General features: G+C 65.7%; 20 protein-coding genes. 13 read left to right on the top strand and 7 right to left on the bottom strand.

Features of this window, described 5'->3' with window-relative positions; all coding sequences use genetic code 11:
* Positions 1-28: 28 nt before the first annotated feature.
* From gcvPA to ACYX4S_RS13655, 3 genes are all read left to right on the top strand, one after another.
* Complete coding sequence (gcvPA, locus tag ACYX4S_RS13665; protein ID WP_476360585.1) at positions 29-1375, top strand: aminomethyl-transferring glycine dehydrogenase subunit GcvPA; 1347 nt, start codon at positions 29-31, stop codon at positions 1373-1375.
* Positions 1372-2967: an aminomethyl-transferring glycine dehydrogenase subunit GcvPB gene (gene gcvPB, locus ACYX4S_RS13660; protein WP_476360584.1), complete on the top strand. Its 1596-nt coding sequence runs from the start codon at positions 1372-1374 to the stop codon at positions 2965-2967. The genes gcvPA and gcvPB overlap by 4 nt, the downstream gene beginning before the upstream one ends.
* Before the next feature lie 161 nt (positions 2968-3128).
* Positions 3129-3719 (top strand): hemerythrin domain-containing protein, encoded by a 591-nt coding sequence (locus tag ACYX4S_RS13655; RefSeq protein ID WP_476360583.1) that lies wholly within the window; start codon positions 3129-3131, stop codon positions 3717-3719.
* 90 nt (positions 3720-3809) lie between these two features.
* Here the strand turns inward: ACYX4S_RS13655 and ACYX4S_RS13650 are convergent, their stop codons facing one another.
* Positions 3810-4970, bottom strand: a complete 1161-nt coding sequence (locus ACYX4S_RS13650; protein WP_476360582.1) for a DNA methyltransferase — start codon at positions 4968-4970, stop codon at positions 3810-3812.
* Between the two features lie 481 nt (positions 4971-5451).
* Here ACYX4S_RS13650 and ACYX4S_RS13645 point away from each other — a divergent pair, with 481 nt between their 5' ends.
* Entirely contained in the window at positions 5452-6915 is a 1464-nt protein-coding gene (locus ACYX4S_RS13645) for an AMP nucleosidase (protein ID WP_476362870.1), read from the top strand.
* Between the two features lie 8 nt (positions 6916-6923).
* On the opposite strand, the gene ACYX4S_RS13640 is transcribed toward ACYX4S_RS13645, so the two are convergent.
* Entirely contained in the window at positions 6924-7472 is a 549-nt protein-coding gene (locus tag ACYX4S_RS13640) for a 2OG-Fe(II) oxygenase (RefSeq protein ID WP_476360581.1), read from the bottom strand.
* Positions 7473-7580: 108 nt separating this feature from the next.
* Positions 7581-8651: an A/G-specific adenine glycosylase gene (gene mutY, locus ACYX4S_RS13635; protein ID WP_476360580.1), complete on the bottom strand. Its 1071-nt coding sequence runs from the start codon at positions 8649-8651 to the stop codon at positions 7581-7583.
* A gap of 178 nt (positions 8652-8829) precedes the next feature.
* On the opposite strand from mutY, the gene ACYX4S_RS13630 reads away from it, so the two are divergent.
* The 8 genes from ACYX4S_RS13630 (at position 8830) to ACYX4S_RS13595 (ending at position 16828) form a co-directional block, all read left to right on the top strand.
* The gene (locus tag ACYX4S_RS13630) at positions 8830-9378 is read left to right on the top strand and encodes a DUF721 domain-containing protein (protein ID WP_422068040.1); all 549 of its coding nucleotides are present in this window, start codon (positions 8830-8832) and stop codon (positions 9376-9378) included.
* Between the two features lie 229 nt (positions 9379-9607).
* Entirely contained in the window at positions 9608-10246 is a 639-nt protein-coding gene (locus tag ACYX4S_RS13625) for a DsbA family protein (protein WP_476360579.1), read from the top strand.
* Positions 10247-10487: 241 nt separating this feature from the next.
* The gene (smc, locus tag ACYX4S_RS13620) at positions 10488-13952 is read left to right on the top strand and encodes a chromosome segregation protein SMC (RefSeq protein ID WP_476360578.1); all 3465 of its coding nucleotides are present in this window, start codon (positions 10488-10490) and stop codon (positions 13950-13952) included.
* Positions 13953-14162: 210 nt separating this feature from the next.
* The gene (locus tag ACYX4S_RS13615; protein WP_293719482.1) at positions 14163-14537 is read left to right on the top strand and encodes an AtpZ/AtpI family protein; all 375 of its coding nucleotides are present in this window, start codon (positions 14163-14165) and stop codon (positions 14535-14537) included.
* 53 nt (positions 14538-14590) lie between these two features.
* Positions 14591-15349, top strand: coding sequence for a F0F1 ATP synthase subunit A (locus ACYX4S_RS13610; protein WP_293719484.1), 759 nt, complete (start codon positions 14591-14593; stop codon positions 15347-15349).
* A gap of 78 nt (positions 15350-15427) precedes the next feature.
* Positions 15428-15655 carry a F0F1 ATP synthase subunit C gene (locus ACYX4S_RS13605; RefSeq protein WP_067220716.1) on the top strand — a complete coding sequence of 76 codons (228 nt, stop codon included), beginning with the start codon at positions 15428-15430 and terminating at the stop codon, positions 15653-15655.
* A 113-nt stretch (positions 15656-15768) separates the two neighbouring features.
* Entirely contained in the window at positions 15769-16338 is a 570-nt protein-coding gene (locus tag ACYX4S_RS13600) for a F0F1 ATP synthase subunit B (protein WP_476360577.1), read from the top strand.
* Positions 16339-16348: 10 nt separating this feature from the next.
* On the top strand, positions 16349-16828 hold the full coding sequence (locus ACYX4S_RS13595) for a F0F1 ATP synthase subunit B (RefSeq protein WP_476360576.1): 480 nt from the start codon (positions 16349-16351) through the stop codon (positions 16826-16828).
* 120 nt (positions 16829-16948) lie between these two features.
* Here the strand turns inward: ACYX4S_RS13595 and ACYX4S_RS13590 are convergent, their stop codons facing one another.
* From ACYX4S_RS13590 to ACYX4S_RS13575, 4 genes are all read right to left on the bottom strand, one after another.
* Complete coding sequence (locus ACYX4S_RS13590; protein ID WP_476360575.1) at positions 16949-17614, bottom strand: ribonuclease HII; 666 nt, start codon at positions 17612-17614, stop codon at positions 16949-16951.
* 114 nt (positions 17615-17728) lie between these two features.
* Entirely contained in the window at positions 17729-18859 is a 1131-nt protein-coding gene (locus ACYX4S_RS13585) for a PA0069 family radical SAM protein (RefSeq protein ID WP_476360574.1), read from the bottom strand.
* Positions 18860-19031: 172 nt separating this feature from the next.
* Positions 19032-19277 carry a hypothetical protein gene (locus tag ACYX4S_RS13580; protein WP_476360573.1) on the bottom strand — a complete coding sequence of 82 codons (246 nt, stop codon included), beginning with the start codon at positions 19275-19277 and terminating at the stop codon, positions 19032-19034.
* Between the two features lie 360 nt (positions 19278-19637).
* Positions 19638-20615, bottom strand: coding sequence for an AraC family transcriptional regulator (locus ACYX4S_RS13575; RefSeq protein ID WP_476360572.1), 978 nt, complete (start codon positions 20613-20615; stop codon positions 19638-19640).
* Between the two features lie 294 nt (positions 20616-20909).
* On the opposite strand from ACYX4S_RS13575, the gene ACYX4S_RS13570 reads away from it, so the two are divergent.
* The gene (locus ACYX4S_RS13570; protein ID WP_293719502.1) at positions 20910-21410 is read left to right on the top strand and encodes a cupin domain-containing protein; all 501 of its coding nucleotides are present in this window, start codon (positions 20910-20912) and stop codon (positions 21408-21410) included.
* Position 21411 lies beyond the last annotated feature (1 nt).

Raw genomic sequence — 21411 nt, 5'->3', positions numbered from 1 at the left:
GTAACCGCAACAGGGGAACGACGTCCCGATGCGTTATCTTCCGCTTTCCGATGCCGACCGCGCCGACATGATGGCGCGCGTGGGTGTCTCGGACATCAACGAGATCTTCGCCGATATTCCGGCAAGTGCCCGGATCGAGGGGCTGCTCGATCTGCCGTCGCACCAGGGCGAGGCCGCCGTGGAGCGGGATCTCTCGCGCATGGCAGCGCGCAATGTCGCCGCCGGCTCGGTGCCGTTCTTCGTCGGAGCCGGTGCCTACAGGCATCATGTGCCGGCGACGGTTGACCACCTGATCCAGCGCTCCGAGTTCCTCACCTCCTACACGCCCTATCAGCCCGAGATCACGCAGGGCACGCTGCAGTATCTCTTCGAGTTCCAGACCCAGGTCGCGGCGCTCACCGGCATGGATGTGGCCAACGCCTCCATGTACGACGGGTCTACCGGCACCGCCGAGGCGGTGCTGATGGCGCATCGGGTCACCAGGCGCAACAAGGCGGTGCTTTCCGGTGGCCTGCATCCCCAGTACCGGCAGGTCGTGGAAGGACTGTCTGCCCAGGCGGGCGACCGCACGCAGGCGCTGGCCGCGGATCCGAAAGGCACCGAGGACATTCTCGCCGCGATCGACGACGAGACCTCCTGCGTCGTGGTCCAGTCGCCCTCCGTCTACGGCCACCTGATCGATCTCGCGCCGATCGCCGAAAAGGCCCACGCTCATGGCGCGCTGCTGATCGCGGTCTTCACCGAGGTGGTCTCGCTCGGCCTCCTCGAGCCCGCCGGTGCGCAGGGCGCCGACATCGTGGTCGGCGAGGGCCAGTCCGTCGGCAATGGCCTGACCTTCGGTGGTCCCTATGTCGGTCTTTTCGCGACCCGGCAGAAATACGTGCGCCAGATGCCTGGCCGACTGTGCGGCGAGACGGTCGATGCCAACGGCAAGCGCGGCTTCGTGCTGACGCTTTCCACCCGCGAACAGCACATCCGCCGCGACAAGGCGACGTCCAATATCTGCACCAACTCGGGTCTCTGCTGCCTCGCCTTCACGATCCACATGTCCCTGCTGGGCGGCAACGGCCTTTCGCGGCTGGCGCGCATCAATCACGCCAACGCGGTGAAGCTCAAGGAGTTGCTCGATGGAGTGCCGGGTGTCTCGGTGCTGAACGACACGTTCTTCAACGAGTTCACCGTCGAACTGCCGAAGCCGGCGGCCGGCGTGGTCGAGGCGCTGGCGGAGAAGGGCGTTCTTGGCGGCGTTCCCATGTCGCGCCTGGAGCCGGGCAAGGCGGAGCTTGAAAACCTTCTCGTGGTCGCCTCCACGGAGGTGAACTCGGACGAGGACCGCGCGGCCTTCGCCGCCGCGCTCAAGGAGGTGCTGGCATGAGCATGAACAATCAGGGACGCCCCTCCGCGCCGGTCGAGACGGATGCGGTCGCGCTCCGCGAGACCTTCACCGGCAACAAGGCGCTTGCCATGGAAGAACCGCTGATCTTCGAGGTCGGCCGCAACGACGTGTGCGGCGTCGACCTGGAAGAGCCGGCGGATGTTCCCCTCGCGCTCGGCGGACACGCCCGCAAGGAGGCGCTCGACCTTCCCGCGCTCACCGAGCCGGAGGCCATGCGCCACTATGTGCGCCTGTCGTCCAAGAACTATGCGATCGATGCCGGCCTCTATCCGCTCGGCTCCTGCACGATGAAGCACAATCCGCGCCTCAACGAGAAGATGGCCCGGCTGCCGGGCTTCGCGGACGTGCATCCGCTGCAGCCTCTGTCGACGGTGCCCGGCGCCATCGACCTGATCGCCGAGCTCGGACACTGGCTGGTCACCATGACCGGCATGAGCGCGGTTGCCATGAGCCCCAAGGCGGGCGCGCACGGCGAACTCTGCGGCATGATGGCGATCAAGGCGGCTCACAAGGCCGCCGGACGGGACCCGAAGATCGTGCTGGTGCCCGAATCCGCCCATGGCACCAACCCGGCGACCGCCGCGCTCCTCGGCTACAAGGTCGTCGCGGTGGCCGCACGCGCGGACGGCACCGTCGACCCTTCCGAGGTTGCTGCGCGGATCGCGGAGCATGAGGGCGACATCGCCGGCATCATGCTCACCAATCCGAACACCTGCGGCCTGTTCGAGCGCGATATCATCGCCATCGCGGAGGCGGTCCACGCCGCCAATGGCTACTTCTACTGCGACGGCGCGAACTTCAACGCCATCGTCGGAAAGGCGCGACCGGGCGACCTTGGCGTCGATGCCATGCACATCAACCTTCACAAGACCTTTTCCACGCCGCACGGCGGTGGCGGGCCGGGTGCCGGTCCGGTGGTCCTGTCCGAACGTCTGGCACCCTTCGCGCCGCTTCCCTTCCTGCGCAAGGACGGTGACACGACGACCTGGGTGGAGAACGAGAGCGAACTGAAGGACGGCGAGAAGCCCTTCGGCCGCATGACCGCGTTCCATGGCCAGATGGGCATGTACGTGCGTGCGCTCGCCTACATGAAGAGCCACGGTGCCGACGGCCTGCGCCAGGCGTCGGAAGACGCCGTGCTCAATGCCAACTATGTGCGTGTCGGCCTGCAGGATCTCATGAGCCTGCCGTTCGGCGAGCGCTGGTGCATGCATGAGGTGCTGTTCGACGACAGCTTCCTGAAGGACACGGGCGTGACCACCCTCGATTTCGCCAAGGCGATGATCGACGAGGGCTATCACCCTATGACCATGTACTTCCCGCTGGTTGTCCATGGCGCCATGCTGATCGAGCCGACCGAGTCGGAAAGCCGCTCTTCGCTCGACCTGTTCGTCGCCACCATGCGCGATCTGGTCATGAGCGCGAAGAAGGGCGAGACCGACCGTTTCGCCGGCGCTCCCTTCCATGCCCCCCGGGCCCGTCTCGATGAGACGCGCGCCGCGCGCAAGCCGATCCTCAAGTGGGAGCGGCCCGACCCGCGTGAGGTGGAGCCCCAGGCGGCGGCCGAATAGCGCCACCGCCTCACGTCAAAGCCACAACGCAAACGCCCGGCCATCGTGCCGGGCGTTTGTCGTTTGTCTGTGCGATGCGCGGGGCGCATTTCCCTTTGCCGTCGCGCCGTGCCTGCCCCATCTTGCCGCGTGATACGGCAGCCCTGTTTTGAAAGGCCGACATGCGCAGCGAAAAGCCGAATGATCTCGATACCCGTCCGGGACTTCCCGAGGACCAGCGCTTCCTGCTGGAGGTCCATCCGAGGGAGACCTGGGCCGGACATGACAATCTTGGCGGATTGATGCGGTTCTGGCTTTCGCGGCACGACGGCTTTCGCGAGATGGGAGCGGGGCTCGACAGCCTCATTTCCGATTTTCGCGAAGGCAACGTCGCGGCGCCCGATCTTGCGCCGCTTCTGGTTCCGCGTCTGCAGGTGTTTCTGGGCGAACTGCATCACCATCACCTGATCGAGGATCACCACTATTTCCCGGTCTTCGTGGCCGCCGAAAACCGGATGGCGCGCGGGTTCGAGCTGCTCGAGAACGATCACGAGGTGATCCACGCTCGTATCGAAGCCGTCGCGGAAAGCGCCAACGCTCTGTTGCGCGATCTTCAGGGGGCGGATCCGGATCGCATCCGCCGCGCGGCCGATGCCTATGCCGGTGAGAGCGGGCGCCTGATCTCCGGCCTCATGCGCCATCTCGGCGATGAGGAGGACCTGATCGTGCCCCTGGTGCTGGAACGCGGGGAGGATGACCTCGGCGTGGCCTGACGCCGCCCGTCACAGAGAAAAGCCTCCGCCGGTTTCCCGGCAGAGGCTTGAGGTCAGGTGCGGGGAAGCGCCTTTTTGTCGAAGGGATCGTCAGGCCGCGCTGCGGCTGGAACTGCTCATGTGCACGGCGCGGAACTCGGCGCGAAGCGTGTCGATAGGCTGCCGCTTGCCGGCACTTTCCACGTGCCAGTATGTCCAGCCATTGCAGGCCTCGAGACCCTGAACGGCCGCTCCGACCTTGTGGATCGAGCCCGAGTGCTCGCCACAGACGAGGGAACCGTCCGCGCGAACCTTGGCCTCGTGCCGGCCCTTGGAACAGGTCAGCCGGTCGCCCGGAGACACGAGCCCCGCGTCGATCAGGCTGCCGAAGGGCACTCGCGGCGCGGCGCGCTTGCCGCGCGAGACGCCGAGCGCTTCCGGATCCACCGTGTCGATCTCGTCGATACGCTGGCGTGCCGCGTCGATATAGGACTGCTCGCGCTCCACGCCGACGAAGTGACGTCCGAGCTTCTTGGCGACCGCACCCGTGGTGCCGGTGCCGAAGAACGGGTCGAGCACCACGTCGCCGGGGTTGGTCGAGGCAAGCAGCACCCTGTAGAGCAGCGACTCCGGCTTTTGGGTCGGATGGACCTTATGGCCATCGTCGTCCTTGAGCCGCTCCGACCCGGTGCAGATCGGCAGGTGCCAGTCCGAGCGCATCTGAAGGTCGTCGTTGAAGGTCTTCAGCGCTTCATAGTTGAAGGTGTACTTCGAGTCCTTCGACTTCGAGGCCCAGATCATCGTCTCGTGGGCGTTGGTCAGCCGTTTGCCGCGAAAGTTGGGCATCGGGTTGGACTTCAGCCACACCACGTCATTGAGGATCCAGAACCCGAGGTCCTGGAGGATCGCTCCGACGCGGAAGATGTTGTGATAGGAGCCGATGACCCAGATGCCGCCGTCCGGCTTGAGCACCCGGCGCACGGCCATCAGCCACGCGCGGGTGAAGGCATCATAGGCCTCGAAGCTCTCGAACTGGTCCCAGTGGTCGTCGCAGGCATCCACCCGCGACTGGTCGGGACGGTGCAGGTCGCCACCGAGCTGCAGGTTGTACGGGGGATCGGCGAAAACCAGATCCACCGACTGCCGCGGCAGGCGTTCGAGCGCTGCGACACAGTCTCCCTTGAAGATCGTGTCGAGCCATTCTTGGTTGGCGTTGGACGCCTCGGGAAGACGGGGTGCCACGAAGGGCACCCCTTTACGCTGTACACTCATTGCGACGCAGAACCTCACGCAATTACGAGGATCATGGTTACCGGGCGTGGTAAATCGGGAGTTAAGGGGCAAAAGAAAAAAGGCTATTTGAATCAATAGTCTGTTTACCTTGTTGTACGGAGTCCCCGATACTGCTTCGCTTTGTTAACGCGCTGTTTCCACCGCTTGCGACGGCGCTCCGTCCTAACGGGCTGCCTTGCCACGGAATTTTCGGAAGCCTCACGATCCGCGTCTTGCAAATTGCGTGTACTGCCCGCCCGATCCGTTAACGCTGCCGGACGGGGAGCGCCTGAAACGAAATCCCTCGTTCCCGGCGCATTTTTTTCGCAAGGTCATGCTAGCAAGGCACAAAAGGACGATCGCGTCGTATCGGCGGCGGATCAGGAGAACGGGAGAAACCGCGATGACCACCGACAATCGGCCCAAGGAGCATGCGACCCGCATGGATGCGTCGGGCGGGGCGGGGGCTTCGGTCGATGCCATGCCGTTGCGACAGCCGGACAATCCGCCCTTTGCCGCCTTCACCGATCCCGATGCCGCCGTCGAGCAGCTGAACGAGATTTTCGCGACCAACACCGCGTTCCTGCGCGATGCCTTCAAGGACTTCGTGGCGGGAGAACTGCCTTCCTGCCGGGTGCGGGCCTGCTATCCGCAGATCCGCATCGCCACCGCGACCCACTCGCGGGTCGACAGCCGGCTCGCCTACGGTTTCGTCTCGGGCCCTGGAGTTCATTCGACCACGGTGACGCGCCCGGATCTTTTCGCGGGGTACCTGAGGGAGCAGATCGAACTCTTGCTGCGCAACCACGAGGTGCCGGTCGAGATCGGACTCGGCGACGTTCCGATCCCGCTGCATTTCGCATTTTATGACGGGACGCATGTGGAAGGAGTCGCGGAGGCGCTGAACCACCCTCTCGCCGATGTCTTCGACCTTCCGGACCTGTCGATCCTGGACGACGCGATCGTCAACGGCACCCATGAAGTCGCCGCCGGCATGGCGCGGCCGCTTGCGCCTTTCACGGCGCCGCGCGTCGACTACTCCCTGCATCGCCTGCAGCACTACACCGCGACGGCGGCGGAGCATTTCCAGAATTTTGTGATCCTGACCAACTATCAGTTCTACATTGACGAGTTCTGCCGACTGGCCGGCGAGCTGATGGCGCAGGAGGGCAGCGGCTACACCCATTTCGTCGAGCCGGGCAACATCACAGTCGCCCCGGACGGCTCGCTCTCCGGTGAGAGGCCTTCCCGGTTGCCGCAGATGCCGGCCTATCATCTGGTGCGCCCGGATCATTCGGGCATCACCATGGTGAACATCGGCGTTGGTCCCTCCAACGCGAAGACGATCACCGACCATGTGGCGGTCCTGCGGTCCCATGCCTGGCTGATGCTTGGGCATTGCGCGGGTCTGAGAAACAGCCAGAAACTCGGCGACTACGTCCTTGCGCATGGCTACGTGCGGGAGGACCACGTGCTGGACGCGGACCTGCCGCCCTGGGTGCCGATCCCGCCGCTCGCGGAGGTGCAGGTGGCGCTCGAGCAGGCGGTCGAGGAGGTCACGGGGCTCGCCGGCTACGAACTCAAGCGCGTGATGCGCACGGGAACGGTCGCCTCCATCGACAACCGCAACTGGGAGCTTCGCGACCACCGGGAGCCGGTGCAGCGGTTCTCCCAGTCGCGCGCAATCGGTCTCGACATGGAATCGGCGACCATCGCCGCCAATGGCTTCCGCTTCCGCGTCCCCTATGGCACGCTTCTTTGCGTGTCGGACAAGCCGCTTCACGGCGAACTGAAGCTGCCGGGCATGGCAACCGATTTCTACAAGAGGCAGGTCGCCCAGCATCTCAAGATCGGCATTGCCGCGATGGAGAAGCTGCGCGCGATGCCGCGCGAGCGCCTTCATTCACGCAAGCTGCGCTCCTTCGCCGAAACCGCGTTCCAGTAGGCTACACCCTATCGGAAAGCCGGCCCGTGGCACCAGCAGGTGAGTGACCGGCGTCGGCCGGATGTCACCGGTGCCACCCGATGGAGCATGAAGGAGGCGAAGAGCGTGGCATCGCCGATGCCCCGCTCGCTCGCCTGTACAGCTCCGCCGAGGTTGATCTCCAGCGCTCCGCCGTCATAGGCGTCAGTCTCGCTCAGTTGCACCACGATCGTGAGCTTGCGTCGCCGTGCGAGCGGACCGTCGCCGATATCGGAATGCCAGTCGTAGTGCCCGGCGACGCTCTCGTCATAGGTCGCGACCTGAAGCCGCTCGCTGAAATCGGTGATGTCGAAGTCGAAGCGCTCGCGGTTCGCCCGCGCGACGCCGGCGACGATACGCTCCATGACCCAGGAGGCGGAGCTCTTGTCGTCGAGCCAGGCGATGTCCGCCCGCCGGATGTTGTGATGCTGGAGACCGCCGACGAGGCCGCCGGTCGCCTGATGGGCGTCTTCGGCCAGCCGGATCACTTCGGCGGCCTCGGCGCGGGAAAAAAGCGCAGGCATGGAATGCGTGAACATGGCCGAAGTCTCCGCAACGGCTGGAACGATGCCCACTCGGGACGAGCGTCTATGATGCAGTTTGCGGAAAAGCGCAACGGCTTTGACAGGCACGTCCGTGACGTTGGCTCAGCGCCGTGTGCCGGCCTCCATGGCCTTGCGCATGACGGTCGGCAGGGCCTCGCCGGAAAGGGCGTTCGCACCGGACCACCAGCAGCCGTCGGGGGCTTCGGCCTCAAGCGGCGCGCGCGCATGCCACACCGCGAGTTCAAGATGAAAATGCGTGAAGGTGTGGCGCACGTCCGTCGGCACGCGCCGCCAGTCGAGACCCATTGCATCAAGCTCCGGCGGAACGGCGGCAAGGTCGTCCTTGGCCACGCCTTCTCCCCACGCGCTGACCGGCGGTTCGCTCATGCCGCCGAGAAGTCCCTTCGGCGGTCGGCGGCGCAGCAGGACCGCGCCGTCGGCCCGTTCTACGACGAAAGCCATGCCGTGCCGTGTCGGTTTTGCCTTCTTCGGAGCCTTTCGCGGCAGGGTTTCCGCGATGCCCGCCGCGCGTCCGGCGCACGGTGTGATCCAGGGACACAGGGCGCATGCGGGTTTTCTCGGCGAGCAGATCGTTGCCCCGAGGTCCATCATGGCCTGTGCGAAGTCTCCCGGACGGTGCGTCGGGACCAGGGCGGCCGTCTCTTCGCGGATCTGCGGCTTGGCGTCGGGCAGCGGTATTTCCATGGCGCGAAGGCGGGTCATGACCCGCTCCACATTGCCGTCGACAACCGCAGCCGGCCGGTCGAAGGCGATGGCCGCGATCGCCGCCGCCGTATAGGGGCCGATGCCCGGCAGCGCGCGCAAGGCCTCTTCCGTATCCGGGAAGCGGCCGTCATGGTCACGGGCAACCGCTTCCGCGCAGGCCTTCAGGTTGCGGGCGCGCGAGTAGTAGCCAAGCCCCGCCCAGGCCTTCATCACCTCCGCCTCGTCCTCGTTCGCGAGCGCCGAAACGTCGGGCCACCGCGCCGTGAAGGCATCGAAATAGGGTTTCACGGCCTGAACGGTGGTTTGCTGAAGCATGATTTCGGACAGCCACACCCGATAGGGATCGGGGCGTTTTCCCCTGGCGCGCTCCCTCGGCCCCACGCGCCACGGCAGCGTGCGCGCGTGTCGGTCGTACCAGTCCAGGAGTTCGGCCGCGAGGGATGTCATGAGGGAGGGGGCTTCCATTTTCGTGTTCCGGTGAAGGATCGGCGTGCGTCCGGCGAATTCAAGCGTTTCACGGACATTGCTGTGGCAAAGCTGTGGACGGGGTGAGGGCAATTATCTTCGCGCGTGGAAGGACGGCGGTGTCGCGAAATTGTCCCAATTCCGGAGTCGACTGGCCCACATGAGCGATTCGCGCCAACATGCCGTGTCGAGAAAGCCCGCGCAGCCCTCCAGCCTGCGAAGGGTGACCCGTGCGCGCCCCATCGGTGACCTGATCGGAAAGACGCTGGAGCGGTCCTGCCGCAGGCGTGGCTTTGCCGCCGCCGATCTTGTCGTGGACTGGCCGGACATCGTCGGCGAACGTTATGCCGGCAAGGTTCAGCCCCTGCGCGTGGACTGGCCGCGTGTTCCCGAAGGCGTGAGCGATCCCGAGGCGCAGCCTGCCACGCTCGTTGTCCAGACGGACGGCGCCACGGCACTTCTTTTGACGCATGACATCGGTCAGGTGGTGGAGCGTATCAACACCTTCTTCGGCTGGGGCGCGATCGGACGCATCCGGATCCTGCAGCGCCCCCTGACGCCGCCGAAACGCACGCCGCCCCGGAAACCGCGTCCACTGACCGCGGACGAGGAAGCGGAACTCTCCGACAAGCTCGCCGGTGTCGGGAACACCAGGCTGGGGGCCGCGCTGGAGAAGCTTGGCCGCGCGGTGCTCGCGAAGACGCGCTGACGCGAGGGCTTTTGCCCGGCAACGATGAATGGCCCGGGCCTGGCGAAGATGGTCGGGCTGTCGCGTTGGCCGGCCTTGGCGCGCGGTGTCGCGAAAATGTGAAGTGCATGGAGCCTCGAAGCTTTCCGCCTTCCCAAAGACGCCATATTCTCCTTGTCGGTTGACCGGATCGTATGAGGCGCTAAACAGCCTTCGAGTCGTCGTGACCGTATCCTATGGGAGTATCCCCGTGCGTTTGAACCGCCGCCAGCTTCTCATTCGTTCCTCCGCCGGACTTGCCGCCGCAGGTTTTGCGCTCAACGCGTTGCCGGCTTTTGCCCAGTCCGTCGATGTCGAGGAACTGATGACGCCGGGCCCGCTGCCCGAGATGGTCCTCGGCTCCGAGGATGCGCCGCTGACGATTGTCGAGTACGCCTCGATGACGTGCGGCCACTGTGCAAACTTCCACAAGTACAGCTATCCGCACCTCAAGTCGGAGTACATCGATACGGGCAAGGTGCGGTTCGTCTTCCGCGAGTTCCCGCTCGACCCGGTCGCAGCCGCTGCCTTCATGCTTGCCCGCGGCTTGCCCGAGGACAAGTATTTCGATGCCATCGACCTGATGTTCGAGACCCAGTCTTCGTGGGCCTTCACCGACGATCCGTATACGGCGCTTCTCAAGCTCGGTCAGCAGATCGGCTATACCAAAGAGACCGCCGAGAAGACCCTCGGGGACCAGAAGCTGCTCGACAGCATCACCGCGATCCGTACGCGGGCCGGCGAGAAGTTCGGTGTCAAGTCGACCCCGACGTTCTTCTTCGACGGAAACATGGTTGGTGGCGCGCTGACGGTTGCGCAACTCGACGCGGAAATTGCAAAATACCTTTGATGGCCGGATCGGCCGCGCCTGACGCCGGGGTCTGATCGACACAAGGATCGGACGCCGGGGCCACGTGCGGCCCGGCCTTTCACGATCTTTCGCGTGATGTCGCGCGTCAGGAGATCAGGGGCCGGGCACGAATGGCGGCAAATGCGGCAGTTCGCAGGTGTGTCTCGCGGGTGCGCTTGCGCCCGCGCGTCTGCTGCTGTTCGCCTGCCGAATGCCTGTCCTCGGGCGGGGCGGCCCGTCCATGAAATTCTCCAAGCTTCGTGTTCTCGGCTTCAAGTCCTTCGTCGAGCCGATGGAGTTCATCATCGGGGACGGGCTGACCGGTGTGGTCGGTCCCAACGGATGCGGCAAGTCCAACCTCGTCGAATCCCTTCGCTGGGTGATGGGCGAAAATTCCTACAAGAACATGCGTGCGTCCGGCATGGACGACGTCATCTTCTCCGGCAGCCTCAACCGTCCGGCGCGCAACACGGCCGAGGTGACGCTGTTCCTCGACAATTCGGATCGCACGGCGCCCGCCGGTTTCAACGATGCGGACACACTTGAGGTTACCCGCCGTATCGAGCGTGAATCCGGCTCCAACTACAAGATCAATGCCCGGGACGTGCGCGCCCGCGACGTGCAGCTTCTCTTTGCGGATGCCTCCACCGGTGCGCGGTCGCCGGCCCTTGTGCGTCAGGGACAGATCGGCGAACTCATCGCGGCCAAGCCGACCTCCCGCCGCCAGATCCTGGAAGAGGCCGCCGGGATTTCCGGGCTTCATTCGCGCCGGCACGAGGCCGAACTGCGCTTGCGTGCCGCCGAGCAGAACCTCGACAGGCTGGAGGACGTGCTTGTCCAGATCGACGGCCAGGTCGACAGTCTGCGCCGGCAGGCGCGTCAGGCCGGGCGATTCCGCAATCTGTCCGCCGAAATCCGTTCCGCCGAGGCCAGCCTCTATTACCTGCGCTGGCTGGACTGTCGTGACCGTCTCTCCTCCGCCGAGGAGGAATTCCGGGCGGCGGAGACATCGATGGGCGAGGCGGCCGCTCTTCAGGGCGAGGCGGCCCGTGTTCAGGCGATCGCCGCGCACAAGGTTCCGGAAATGCGCGAGGCATCGGCGAAGGCCGGCGCCGCGCTTCAGCGGCTCGTCATTGCACGCAACGAACTCGATGGCGAGGAGCGCCGGGTGCGCGAGCGGCTTGAGGATCTCTCCCGCCGGCTGCAACAGCTTCATCAGGACATTGCCCGCGAGGAGAGCCTGCTGGCCGACAACGACGGTCATCTCGCGACCCTGGCCGAGGAAGAAGAGGAACTGCGCACCGAGACGCTGGAGGAAGAGGAACGTGCCGCCGAGGCCGCCGTGCGGGTGGAAGAAGCAGATGCGGTGGTGGCCGGTGCCGAGGAGCGCGTGTCCGCGCTGACCCAGGAACAGGCGGGCATTCTCGCCCGCCGCCGTCAACTGGCCGAGGCCTTCGAGGCCGCGCGCGCGCGGTCCGACAAGCTTTCGCGTCAGCACGAGGCGGCGCGCGCCGACCTTGTGAGGCTCGAGGCCGAAGTCGAGGACGCGCCCGACCTGGAAGCCGGTCGCGAGGCTCTCATGCTGGCGGAGGAGGTTCTGGCACGCGCCGAGGAGGACGTGCTGGAAGCGGAGGAGCGCACCGCGTCCGCCCGGGCGCGCCACGAGGGCGCGCGTGCGCCGCTCGGCGAGGCTGAGGCGGCGCTCTCCAGGCTGGAAACGGAAGCCCGAACGCTCGCGGAGGTTCTGGGCGAGGGGCAGTCCGGCGACCGGCCGGCCGTGGTCGAGGACATGTCCGCCAGTCCGGGCTACGAAACCGCGCTGGGCGCGGCCCTGGGCGAGGACCTGGACGCCCCGCTCGGTGGCGATGCTCCCATGCGCTGGTCGAACGCCGACGAAGGCGGGAAGCAGGATGATCCATCGTTGCCCGCCGGCGCGGAACCTCTCTCCGCCCATGTCGAGGCGCCCGGCGCGCTCGCCCGTAGGCTTGCCCAGATCGGCGTCGTGGAATCCGGGCAGGGGGAGGTGCTGGCCCGCGCGCTCGCACCCGGCCAGCGTCTCGTGACGCGGGACGGCGCCCTGTGGCGCTGGGACGGCTTTCGGATCGATGCCGATGCGCCGACACCGGCCGCGCAACGCCTTGCGCGCAAGAATCGTCTTGCCGCGCTGGATGGCGAGATCGCGCTTGCCGCGGAGACGCTCGAGGCAAGGCGAGCCGGGTTCGAGGAACTGGGAGAGGCCCTGCGGCAGGCGGGGGATGCGGAAGGAGCGGCGCGCCAGCGTGTTCGCGACCTGCGTGGTCAGGCGGAGACCGAACGGCAGCGCGTGCTGCGGCTGGAACGTGCCCATGCCGAGGCCGAGGCGCGTCTCGGCTCGCTGCGCGATGCGCTGGAGCGTCTGACCGGAGACCTCGAGGATGCACGCATGGCGGCTGCGGAGGCGGGCGAGGCCATGCGCGAGATCGAGGAAGACGAGGGACTTGCCCGGGCGATCGAGGAAGCGCGCGCCGCTCTTTCCGAAGCCAGGGCCGCTCAGTCGCGCGAGCGCGCGGCGGCCGAGGGAATCGCCAGGGAAGGCGAGATGCGACGCCGTCGCGTCGAGGCGATCGCGCGTGAACGGGCCGCCTGGACCCAGCGTGCGGCCGGAGCCCGCGAACAGGTGGAGACGCTTCGCGACCGCATGGAAGCTGCGGAAGAGGAGCGTGCGGACCTGATCGAGGCACCCGACGACATCGAGATCCGTCGTCGCGACTTGCTGAGCGGGATTTCAAGGGCGGAAGCCGAGAGGCAGGCGGCCGACGACGCGCTGGTCGCCGCCGAGACGCATCAGCGAGAGGCGGATCAGGCCGCACAGGCTGCGTTGTCCGCGCTCTCGCAGGCGCGTGAGCGAAAGATTCGCGCCGAGGAGAGGCTGGGGGCGGCCACATCGCGCAAGGCCGAGATCGAGGCTCTGATCGACGAGGCCCTGGAAGTGCCCGTGACCGCACTGCCGGGGCTTGCGGGACTGAAGGAAGGCGCACCGCTGCCCGATCCCGACTCCATCGAGCGGCGCGTTGAACGTCTCAAGGCGGAGCGTGAGCGCCTTGGGGGCGTCAACCTGCGCGCCGAGGACGAGCTGCGGGAGATCGAGGACCAGCGCGGCACGCTGACCGGCGAACGCGACGATCTGATCGAGGCGATCAAACGGCTTCGCGGCGCGATCTCCAACATCAATCGCGAGGCGCGCGAACGGCTTCTCAACGCCTTCGACACCGTGAACGGGCATTTCCAGCGTCTCTTCACGCATCTCTTCGGCGGCGGAACGGCCGAGCTTCAACTCGTCGATGCCGATGATCCGCTCGATGCCGGCCTCGAGATCATCGCCCGCCCGCCCGGCAAGAAGCCGCAGACGATGACCCTTTTGTCGGGTGGCGAACAGGCGCTCACCGCGATGGCGCTGATCTTTGCCGTCTTCCTGACCAATCCGGCGCCCATCTGCGTGCTCGACGAGGTCGATGCGCCGCTGGATGACGCCAATGTCGAGCGCTACTGCGACCTTCTTGACGAGATGACGCGCTCCACCGCGACCCGCTTTGTCGTCATCACTCACAATCCGATCACGATGGCGCGGATGAACCGGCTTTTCGGCGTGACCATGGCCGAGCGCGGGGTCTCGCAGCTCGTCTCCGTCGACCTGGAGACCGCGGAGCGATTCCTCGAGGTCGTGTAAGCGGGCATCGAGGCTGCGCGGGGCGGCCGGCAAAAAGCGCGCAAGGGACTGTTGCGCGCCTGTGTGTGGACTGGAAAAGCGATATAAAACAATAGGTTGAATGCACTCTATGTCGCCTTGACAGGGGCGGGGGTGCCGACTATGGTGCGCCCGACTTTCAGGGGCAGGCGGCGTTCGCCGGTGTGGTTCGAGAAAAGGAGACGGCAGGTGATGTCTCCGGACAGGAACGGACCGGACAGCGAGAGGCGGCTCACGGAAGCGGAACTGTCCGAGCGAAGGAGCCGGCTGGTTCGTGAGCTCGAGGAGCGATCCGGAACCAAGGAGAAATCCGGTCCGGCAAGCACCTCGTCCACGGGTCAGGGAGCCGCTCAGGCCATGAAGCTATCGACGGAGTTCGTCGCCGGCGTTCTGGTTGGAGCGGGGATCGGCTGGTTGATTGACCGCAGTGCAGGCACGTCTCCCTGGGGGCTGATCGTGTTCTTGCTGCTGGGCTTCGTTGCCGGGGTGCTCAATGTGTTGCGATCCGCCGGAGTTGTGGCGGACCCAGCGCAGGAGCGTCGAGGCGACCGTGACGGACGGACCTGAACCAGATACGGCGCGAAAGCGTTCCATGCGACCGCTAAAGAGGGGCTGACCCGGTGGCGAACGACCCGATCCATCAGTTCCAGATTACCAAGCTTGTTCCGATCGAGGTCGGCGGGCTTGATCTGTCCTTCACCAATTCGGCTCTTTTCATGGTCGTGACGACCGCGACCGTGGCCATGTTCCTGATCCTGTCGACGAGCGGGCGCGGCCTCGTTCCCGGCCGCTGGCAGTCGATCGCGGAAATGAGCTACGAGTTCGTTGCCGGAACCTTGCGAAGTTCAGCCGGCAACGAGGGGATGCGCTTCTTCCCGCTCGTGTTTTCGCTGTTCATGTTCGTCCTGATGGCGAACCTGCTCGGCATGTTCCCCTACTTCTTCACCGTCACCAGCCACATCATCGTCACCTTCGCTCTGTCGATCCTGGTGATCGGGACCGTGCTGGTCTACGGCTTCGCCCGCCACGGGCTGAAGTTCCTCAAGCTGTTCACGCCGGATGGCGTGCCGCCCGCGCTGTTCATTCTCGTGACGCCGATCGAGATCATCTCGTTCCTGTCGCGTCCGGTCAGCCTGTCGGTTCGTCTTTTCGCGAACATGCTTGCGGGTCACATCACGCTCAAGGTCTTCGCCGGCTTCGTCACGTCGCTCCTCGCGGCGGAAGGGCTTGGCGTGTTCGGCCCGGTCTTCTCCATCCTGCCGCTCGGCATGACGGTGGCCCTGACCGGTCTCGAGTTCCTCGTGGCCTTCCTTCAGGCCTACGTGTTCACGGTTCTGACTTGCATGTACCTCAACGATGCCCTGCATCCGAGCCACTAGAAGTCAGTTTGGTTCGGCTCCGCAATAAGGCGGAGCCGTCGTTACGTCGCTGCAATCTCATCTCAAGGAGCAAGTGTCATGGAAGCTGAAGCAGCAAAGTACATCGGTGCGGGTCTCGCCTGCCTCGGCATGGCCGGTACCGCTCTCGGCCTCGGCAACATTTTCGGCAGCTACCTCTCGGGCGCGCTGCGCAACCCGTCTGCCGCCGACGGCCAGTTCGGCCGCCTCATCTTCGGCTTTGCCGTGACCGAGGCGCTCGGCATCTTCTCGCTTCTCGTCGCTCTTCTCCTGCTCTTCGCCGTCTAAGACCGCGTTAGATCAGCGTCAGCGACGCAAAAGTTCGGCCGGGCGCAGGTCTTGCGCCCGGCTGCGCATCCGGCATCCCGGATGCGTGACTGTCTGCGGCATTGGAGACGAAAATGGCCACGACCGGCGCCGAGTCCCAGAGCGATAGCAACGCCCACGGCGTTATCGAGATTCCCGCCGACGAGCATTCGGTCGGCACGTTCCCGCCGTTTGACGGCTCGACCTATGCCTCGCAGATCCTGTGGCTGGCCATCACCTTCGGCCTGCTCTACTGGATCATGAGCAAGGTTGCGCTTCCGCGCATCAGCGGCATCCTCGAGGATCGCCGCGACCGAATTGCCGGCGACCTCGCCGAGGCGAACCGCCTGAACGAGGAAAGCAACGCCGCCATCGCCGCTTACGAGCAGGCGCTTGCGGAGGCGCGCGACAAGGCTCACGGCATCGCGCAGGAGACGCGCGACAAGCTGAAGGCCGATATCGATCGCCGCCGCGAGGAGACCGAGGGCCAGCTCTCCGAGAAGCTTTCGGCCGCCGAGAAGCGCATCTCCGAGATCAAGGGCGAGGCTCTCGCCAGCGTTGGCGAGATTGCTTCAGAGACCACTGCCGCTCTCGTCGAGAGCCTTGTCGGCAAGGCGCCGACGAAGGCGGACCTGAAAAAGGCCGTCGACGCGGCGATGAAGTGAGGACGCTCTGATGGACGCCACAGCATGGGCCCTGGTCGGCCTCATTCTCTTCCTGGGCATCATTGCCTATTACAAGGTTCCGGGCATGATTTCCGGCGCGCTGGACAAGCGCGCGGACACCATCCGCAAGGAACTCGATGACGCCCGCCGTCTGCGCGAGGAGGCCCAGGCCCTTCTCGCCGACTACCAGCGCCGCCGCAACGAGGCGGAAGCCGAGGCCGAGGGCATCGTTGCTGAGGCAAAGCGCGAGGCAGAGCGCATGACCGTCGAGGCCAACGAGGCGCTTGACGATCTCATCGCGCGCCGCACCGCCGCCGCAGAGGCCAAGATCTCCCAGGCCGAGGGGCAGGCGATTGCCGAGGTCCGCGCCAGGGCAACCGATCTGGCCGTCATGGCGGCTCGCGAGATCCTTGAAAAGACGGTGCCGGGCAAGGTCGGCGACGACCTGCTCTCCAAGAGCATCACCGAGGTCAAGACCCGCCTCAACTGATCAGGCGGATCGTCCGGGCTCTTCCGGAGATCACCAGAGACAAGTGAAATGGCCCCGGATCGTACGGTCCGGGGCCATTTTCGTTTGTGTGGTGGCTGCCCGACAGTGCCTTGGGCGGGATCAGCCGGCGGCATCCAGCAGCGTCGCGATCGGACGAAAGCTCTTGCGGTGAAGCGGCGTCACGCCAGCGGTGGCAAGTGCTGCCGCATGGGCTGCCGTGCCATAGCCCTTGTGACGGGCAAGGCCGTGGTCCGGCCAGACCGGATCCATGCGCTTCATGAGCCGGTCCCGCGCGACCTTGGCGACGATGGACGCGGCGGCGATGCACTGCAGTCGGGCATCGCCCTTCACGACCGCGATCCCCGGAGCAGGAAGGCCCGGGGGCACATCGCGGCCGTCGACAAGGCAGAAGGAGGGTGCCATCTCGAGTGCGCAGACCGCCTGTGCCATTGCGCCGAGCGTGGCGGCACGAATGTTGAGCGAGTCGATTGTAGCCGGCGACGCGAAGGCCAGTCCCACGTGGGCCTTGGCGAGGATCTCCTCGTAAAGACCTTCACGGGTGGCTTCGCTCAACGCCTTGGAATCGGCAAGTCCTTGCGGAATGTCGCCTGGTGCCAGAATCACGGCCGCCACGGCGACCGGCCCGGCCCAGGGGCCGCGCCCCGCTTCATCGATGCCCGCGAGCCGGTTGTCGAAAGTCGCCGCGATCCGGGCTTCCGCTTCCGGATCCATCGTTTCCGGAACGTCGATCCTGTCGAAGAGCGGCATCGCGCCTTTCTGGGACATGGGCAATCCTTGGAGGTGTGAGCAGGCGAAGGGCGGCGTGTTGCGGACAGTCCTGCCCAATCCGGTCCCGCCTGACAAGCCTCGGCCCCGGACATGCCTCGTTTATGGGGCCCCCTAGAAAAGCCTGAGCTGTACCCCGCCGGCCTGGGGGGCAAGGAAGTTCTCCGCGGAAAGGCTTCTGCGGCGCTGGTTGAAGCCGATGCGTTTCGCGGCAATCTGGAACCGCCTGGCGAGCTGGTCTGCATAGGGACCTTCGCCCTTCATCCGCTTCTGCCACTGGGCATCATAGTCCTTTCCGCCGCGCATGGAGCGGATGAGGTTCATCACATGGCGGAAACTGTCCGGCCGGTGCCGCAACAACCAGTCGCGAAACAGCGGGCTGACCTCGATGGGCAGCCGGAGAAGGATGTATCCGGCCTCTCGCGCCCCTGCTTCATAAGCGGCTTCCAGGATCTTCTCCATCTCGGAATCCGTGAGGGCGGGAATGACGGGGGCGACCATGACGCTCGCCGGCACGCCCGCCTCGTTGAGTCCCCGGATCGCGGCAAGGCGCTTCTCGGGAGTTGCGGCGCGCGGCTCCATGGAGCGTGCGAGCTTGCGGTCGAGCGTGGTGACGGACAGGGCGACTTTCACCAGACCCCGTTCTGCCATTGGCGCCAGAATGTCGAGATCGCGCAGAACCAGCGCCGATTTGGTTACGATGCCCACCGGGTGATTGCAGCGGTCGAGCACCTGAAGGATGTCGCGCATCACCTTCCAGTCGCGCTCGATGGGCTGATAGGGGTCGGTGTTCGTGCCGATGGCAATGGTGCGGGGCGTGTAGCCCGGCCGGGAAAGCTCGCGCTCGAGAAGCTCGGCCGCATTGGGCTTCACGGTCAGGCGGCTTTCGAAGTCGAGCCCCGGCGAAAGTCCCACATAGGCGTGGCTCGGCCGGGCGAAACAATAGATGCAACCGTGCTCGCACCCCCGGTAGGGATTGATCGAGCGATCGAAGGAGATGTCGGGCGACTCATTGCGCGTGATGATCGTGCGCGCGCGTTCCTCGTTGACCTGCGTGCGAAGGGCCTGGATTTCGTCAAGCGTTCCCCAGCCGTCATCGAAGGCTTCGAGAGCCTCCTTCTCGAACCGGCCCGCCATGTTGAGGCCTGCACCGCGTCCGCGCGCGCCGGCAATATCGCCTTCGGGCCGCGAACCCGGCTCGGGCACTTGCACCTGATCGGGTGCTGGGGGGAGTGAAAATCCCATTGTTTCAAGCCCTGCACGTCACCTGTTGGGAACCGTTCGGCCGACGGGCTTAGCGCCAGCCCGAGAGTGAACATAACAGGAACATTTTGCGCTTGAAAGAGGGATGCGTGGCACGACTGAAGAACGGACCGCCCCGGCGGGGTGGCGGGGCGGTCCGGTCCAGGGTCCTTGATCAGCCGCCGCTGTTCTTCTGCGCGACGGCCTGAAGCTCGGCCTCGGACAGGGAGCCGTTGCCGTCCGTATCGGCCGCGGTGAACTCCTCCATGGTCATGTTCGGAATGACGGCGGTCACCTCCGAATAGGACAGCTCGCCGCTGCCGTCCGCGTCGATGTCGTCGAAGGTGACGCCCTGTGCAGCGGCGGCGCCGGCCCAGGCGAGGGGGCTCAGGGTGGCAAGCGCGATGATCGTCTTCTTCATGGTCGGTTTCCTTTCCATGTTCCGGTTCGGCGGCGGCCTCTGGCCTGTCAGCCGGTGGTCGATCCCGTGTCGTCCACGGAAGGAAAGGTGGTGGCGCTGTCGGACGTGAAGACGTCAGGGAGAAGGTCATTGAGGGATAAGAAGATGGCAGGCCAAAGATGAGGCCGAAAAACGTCAGGGTTCCCTGCGATTAGAAAGAAAAACGGACCACATGGAAGTGCCATTTGGACGGAAAGCCGCTCCGGCCTCGTCGTAAATTGCAGGGGTGTTTCGTCATCGTGCCGCCAGGCCCGCCAAAACAAGGCAGGATCGTCGCGTCCTGATCGTGAAAGGCGAGCCGGTGAAGCGCCAGGTGCCCCTTCAGCGCCTCAATGTGTCGCTCGGCCGCTCCCCGTAGGTCCGCCGATAGGCAAGCGCCGCGCGCCCCAGGTGCGTGAAACCGCAGGCGTGGATCATCTCGGTCACACTGGCATCGCCATCACCCGACAGCAGGCGCTCATGAAGAAGGGCGAGGCGGCGACGTTCGAGCGCGGCCGTGACCGTCTCGCCCCGGTGCCGCCGGAAGCCCGCCTGCAGGGCCCGGACGGAGCAGCCGCAGTGGTGCGCGAGCGCGGCCATGTCAAGCGGTTCCTCAAGCCTTGCGTCCAGATAGTCGAGTGCCCGGGTGATCCGGGCGGGCGGCGTGAAGGTTTCGGGGGCGGTTCCCAGCAGCCGCGTCCGGTGGGTGCTGTCTTGTCCCCACACAAGTGTCTGGACGATCGTCTCTCCAAGGCGCGCGAGCGCCGGCTCGGACGCGCCGCCGGCGGTGTCCGCAAGTGCCGCGAGATGGGCAACCTGCGCGCGGAGCGTTTGCCCGAACCCGTCATCGAGGCGCACTCCCGCCTCGAACACCAGATCTCCGACATCGTCCTGGAGCAAGTCTGCCAGGGCGGCTTCGACCGGTGCGCGATCGAGCATGAGGATGAGCTGGCCGCAGGATGCGCGCCAGCGCATGACGGCGGGGCGCGTTGGCGAAAGCAGCGAGGCGGTGCGGCCGGGGCCGGTTTCGCAGCTTCCGCCGGAAAGGCGGATCTCGGCGGACCCGCGCAAGGGAATCTGGAGCAGGAAGAAGCGTTCCAGGCAACCGGGGTCGATCTCCACGTCGCCGCCGTAGGAAACGTAGTTGATCGAGCCGCCTGGAAAACGGCGGTGGTTGTGCAGGGCGTTGAAGTCCTTAGCCCTGTCGAGGGGGCTGAGCCGGTGCGCGCAGAAAATTCGCCCGACCTGCTCGGCCGCCTGGTGGACGTCTCGCGTCGCCACTTTCGCATGGTCGGCAAGCGGCACGCGCGCCCCCCTCATGGCGCACCTGTCATGACTGTTCCGTCCTCTGGAAACCGGACCGTTCGCGGCCCTTGTTGAGAAAAAAGCCTAGCACGCCCCCGGCGGTGCGTCATCCGGGACGGCGAGCCGGCAAAAGGGGCGCCGCGTCGTCATGCGGACAGATGTTGCGTTCAGCGGATAGACGGCCGCGCCGAACCCGGGCTTTCATGATGAGGCGAGAACACGCGCGCGCCGGCGAACCGGCAGCACGCACCGCACCAGAGGACGGATCAAAGCCGCGCGCGTTGCGGCGCGTTTCAGGGGAGAATTGCTATGAACAAGGCGATCGCCAACATGGTGAAGGTCAACACCGATCCGGGCATCACCCCGGCGGGGACCGGCCATGACGGGGTGGAGTGGAACATTCTCGGCCACACCTACTGGATGAAGACCGAAGGCGAGGCATGCTTCTCCTTCGAGACGCTCGACCCGCCGGGAACCTTCGTGCCGCCGCACATCCATCCCACCCAGGACGAGTTCATCTACGTGCTGGAGGGACGTTTCGACCTCTACCTGGATGGCGAGCACCATCAGGCCCATCCCGGCGACGTGGTGCGAATGCCCATGGGCATTCCCCATGGCTACTACAATCTGACCGACACCGCCGCGCGCGCGATCTTCTGGGTCAGTCCGGCACGGCGCCTGCGCGAGCTCTTCGACAATCTGCACAATCTCGGGGACCCGGCGGAAGTCGTGCGCCAGTCCGCGCTGCGCGAGGTGCATTTCCTCAAGCCCGAGGACATGGCCTTCGATCCGCTCAAGCTGAGCGTCTGAA

This window comes from Stappia sp. ABD4_338 (assembly GCF_056312175.1).
Note: the sequence above shows the minus strand (reverse complement) of the source record. Positions and strands in the feature narration are given on the sequence as shown.

Excerpts from the sequence above, each read along its gene's own strand:
- ACYX4S_RS13640 (WP_476360581.1), bottom strand. The coding sequence starts at position 7,472 with ATGTTCACGCATTCCATGCCTGCGCTTTTTTCCCGCGCCGAGGCCGCC.
- ACYX4S_RS13630 (WP_422068040.1), top strand. The coding sequence starts at position 8,830 with ATGAGCGATTCGCGCCAACATGCCGTGTCGAGAAAGCCCGCGCAGCCC.
- ACYX4S_RS13590 (WP_476360575.1), bottom strand. The coding sequence starts at position 17,614 with ATGTCCCAGAAAGGCGCGATGCCGCTCTTCGACAGGATCGACGTTCCG.
- mutY (WP_476360580.1), bottom strand. The coding sequence starts at position 8,651 with ATGACATCCCTCGCGGCCGAACTCCTGGACTGGTACGACCGACACGCG.
- ACYX4S_RS13575 (WP_476360572.1), bottom strand. The coding sequence starts at position 20,615 with ATGAGGGGGGCGCGCGTGCCGCTTGCCGACCATGCGAAAGTGGCGACG.
- ACYX4S_RS13615 (WP_293719482.1), top strand. The coding sequence starts at position 14,163 with ATGTCTCCGGACAGGAACGGACCGGACAGCGAGAGGCGGCTCACGGAA.
- ACYX4S_RS13595 (WP_476360576.1), top strand. The coding sequence starts at position 16,349 with ATGGACGCCACAGCATGGGCCCTGGTCGGCCTCATTCTCTTCCTGGGC.
- ACYX4S_RS13580 (WP_476360573.1), bottom strand. The coding sequence starts at position 19,277 with ATGAAGAAGACGATCATCGCGCTTGCCACCCTGAGCCCCCTCGCCTGG.
- ACYX4S_RS13650 (WP_476360582.1), bottom strand. The coding sequence starts at position 4,970 with ATGAGTGTACAGCGTAAAGGGGTGCCCTTCGTGGCACCCCGTCTTCCC.
- gcvPB (WP_476360584.1), top strand. The coding sequence starts at position 1,372 with ATGAGCATGAACAATCAGGGACGCCCCTCCGCGCCGGTCGAGACGGAT.
- ACYX4S_RS13645 (WP_476362870.1), top strand. The coding sequence starts at position 5,452 with ATGCCGTTGCGACAGCCGGACAATCCGCCCTTTGCCGCCTTCACCGAT.
- smc (WP_476360578.1), top strand. The coding sequence starts at position 10,488 with ATGAAATTCTCCAAGCTTCGTGTTCTCGGCTTCAAGTCCTTCGTCGAG.
- ACYX4S_RS13585 (WP_476360574.1), bottom strand. The coding sequence starts at position 18,859 with ATGGGATTTTCACTCCCCCCAGCACCCGATCAGGTGCAAGTGCCCGAG.
- gcvPA (WP_476360585.1), top strand. The coding sequence starts at position 29 with ATGCGTTATCTTCCGCTTTCCGATGCCGACCGCGCCGACATGATGGCG.
- ACYX4S_RS13655 (WP_476360583.1), top strand. The coding sequence starts at position 3,129 with ATGCGCAGCGAAAAGCCGAATGATCTCGATACCCGTCCGGGACTTCCC.
- ACYX4S_RS13570 (WP_293719502.1), top strand. The coding sequence starts at position 20,910 with ATGAACAAGGCGATCGCCAACATGGTGAAGGTCAACACCGATCCGGGC.
- ACYX4S_RS13600 (WP_476360577.1), top strand. The coding sequence starts at position 15,769 with ATGGCCACGACCGGCGCCGAGTCCCAGAGCGATAGCAACGCCCACGGC.
- ACYX4S_RS13605 (WP_067220716.1), top strand. The coding sequence starts at position 15,428 with ATGGAAGCTGAAGCAGCAAAGTACATCGGTGCGGGTCTCGCCTGCCTC.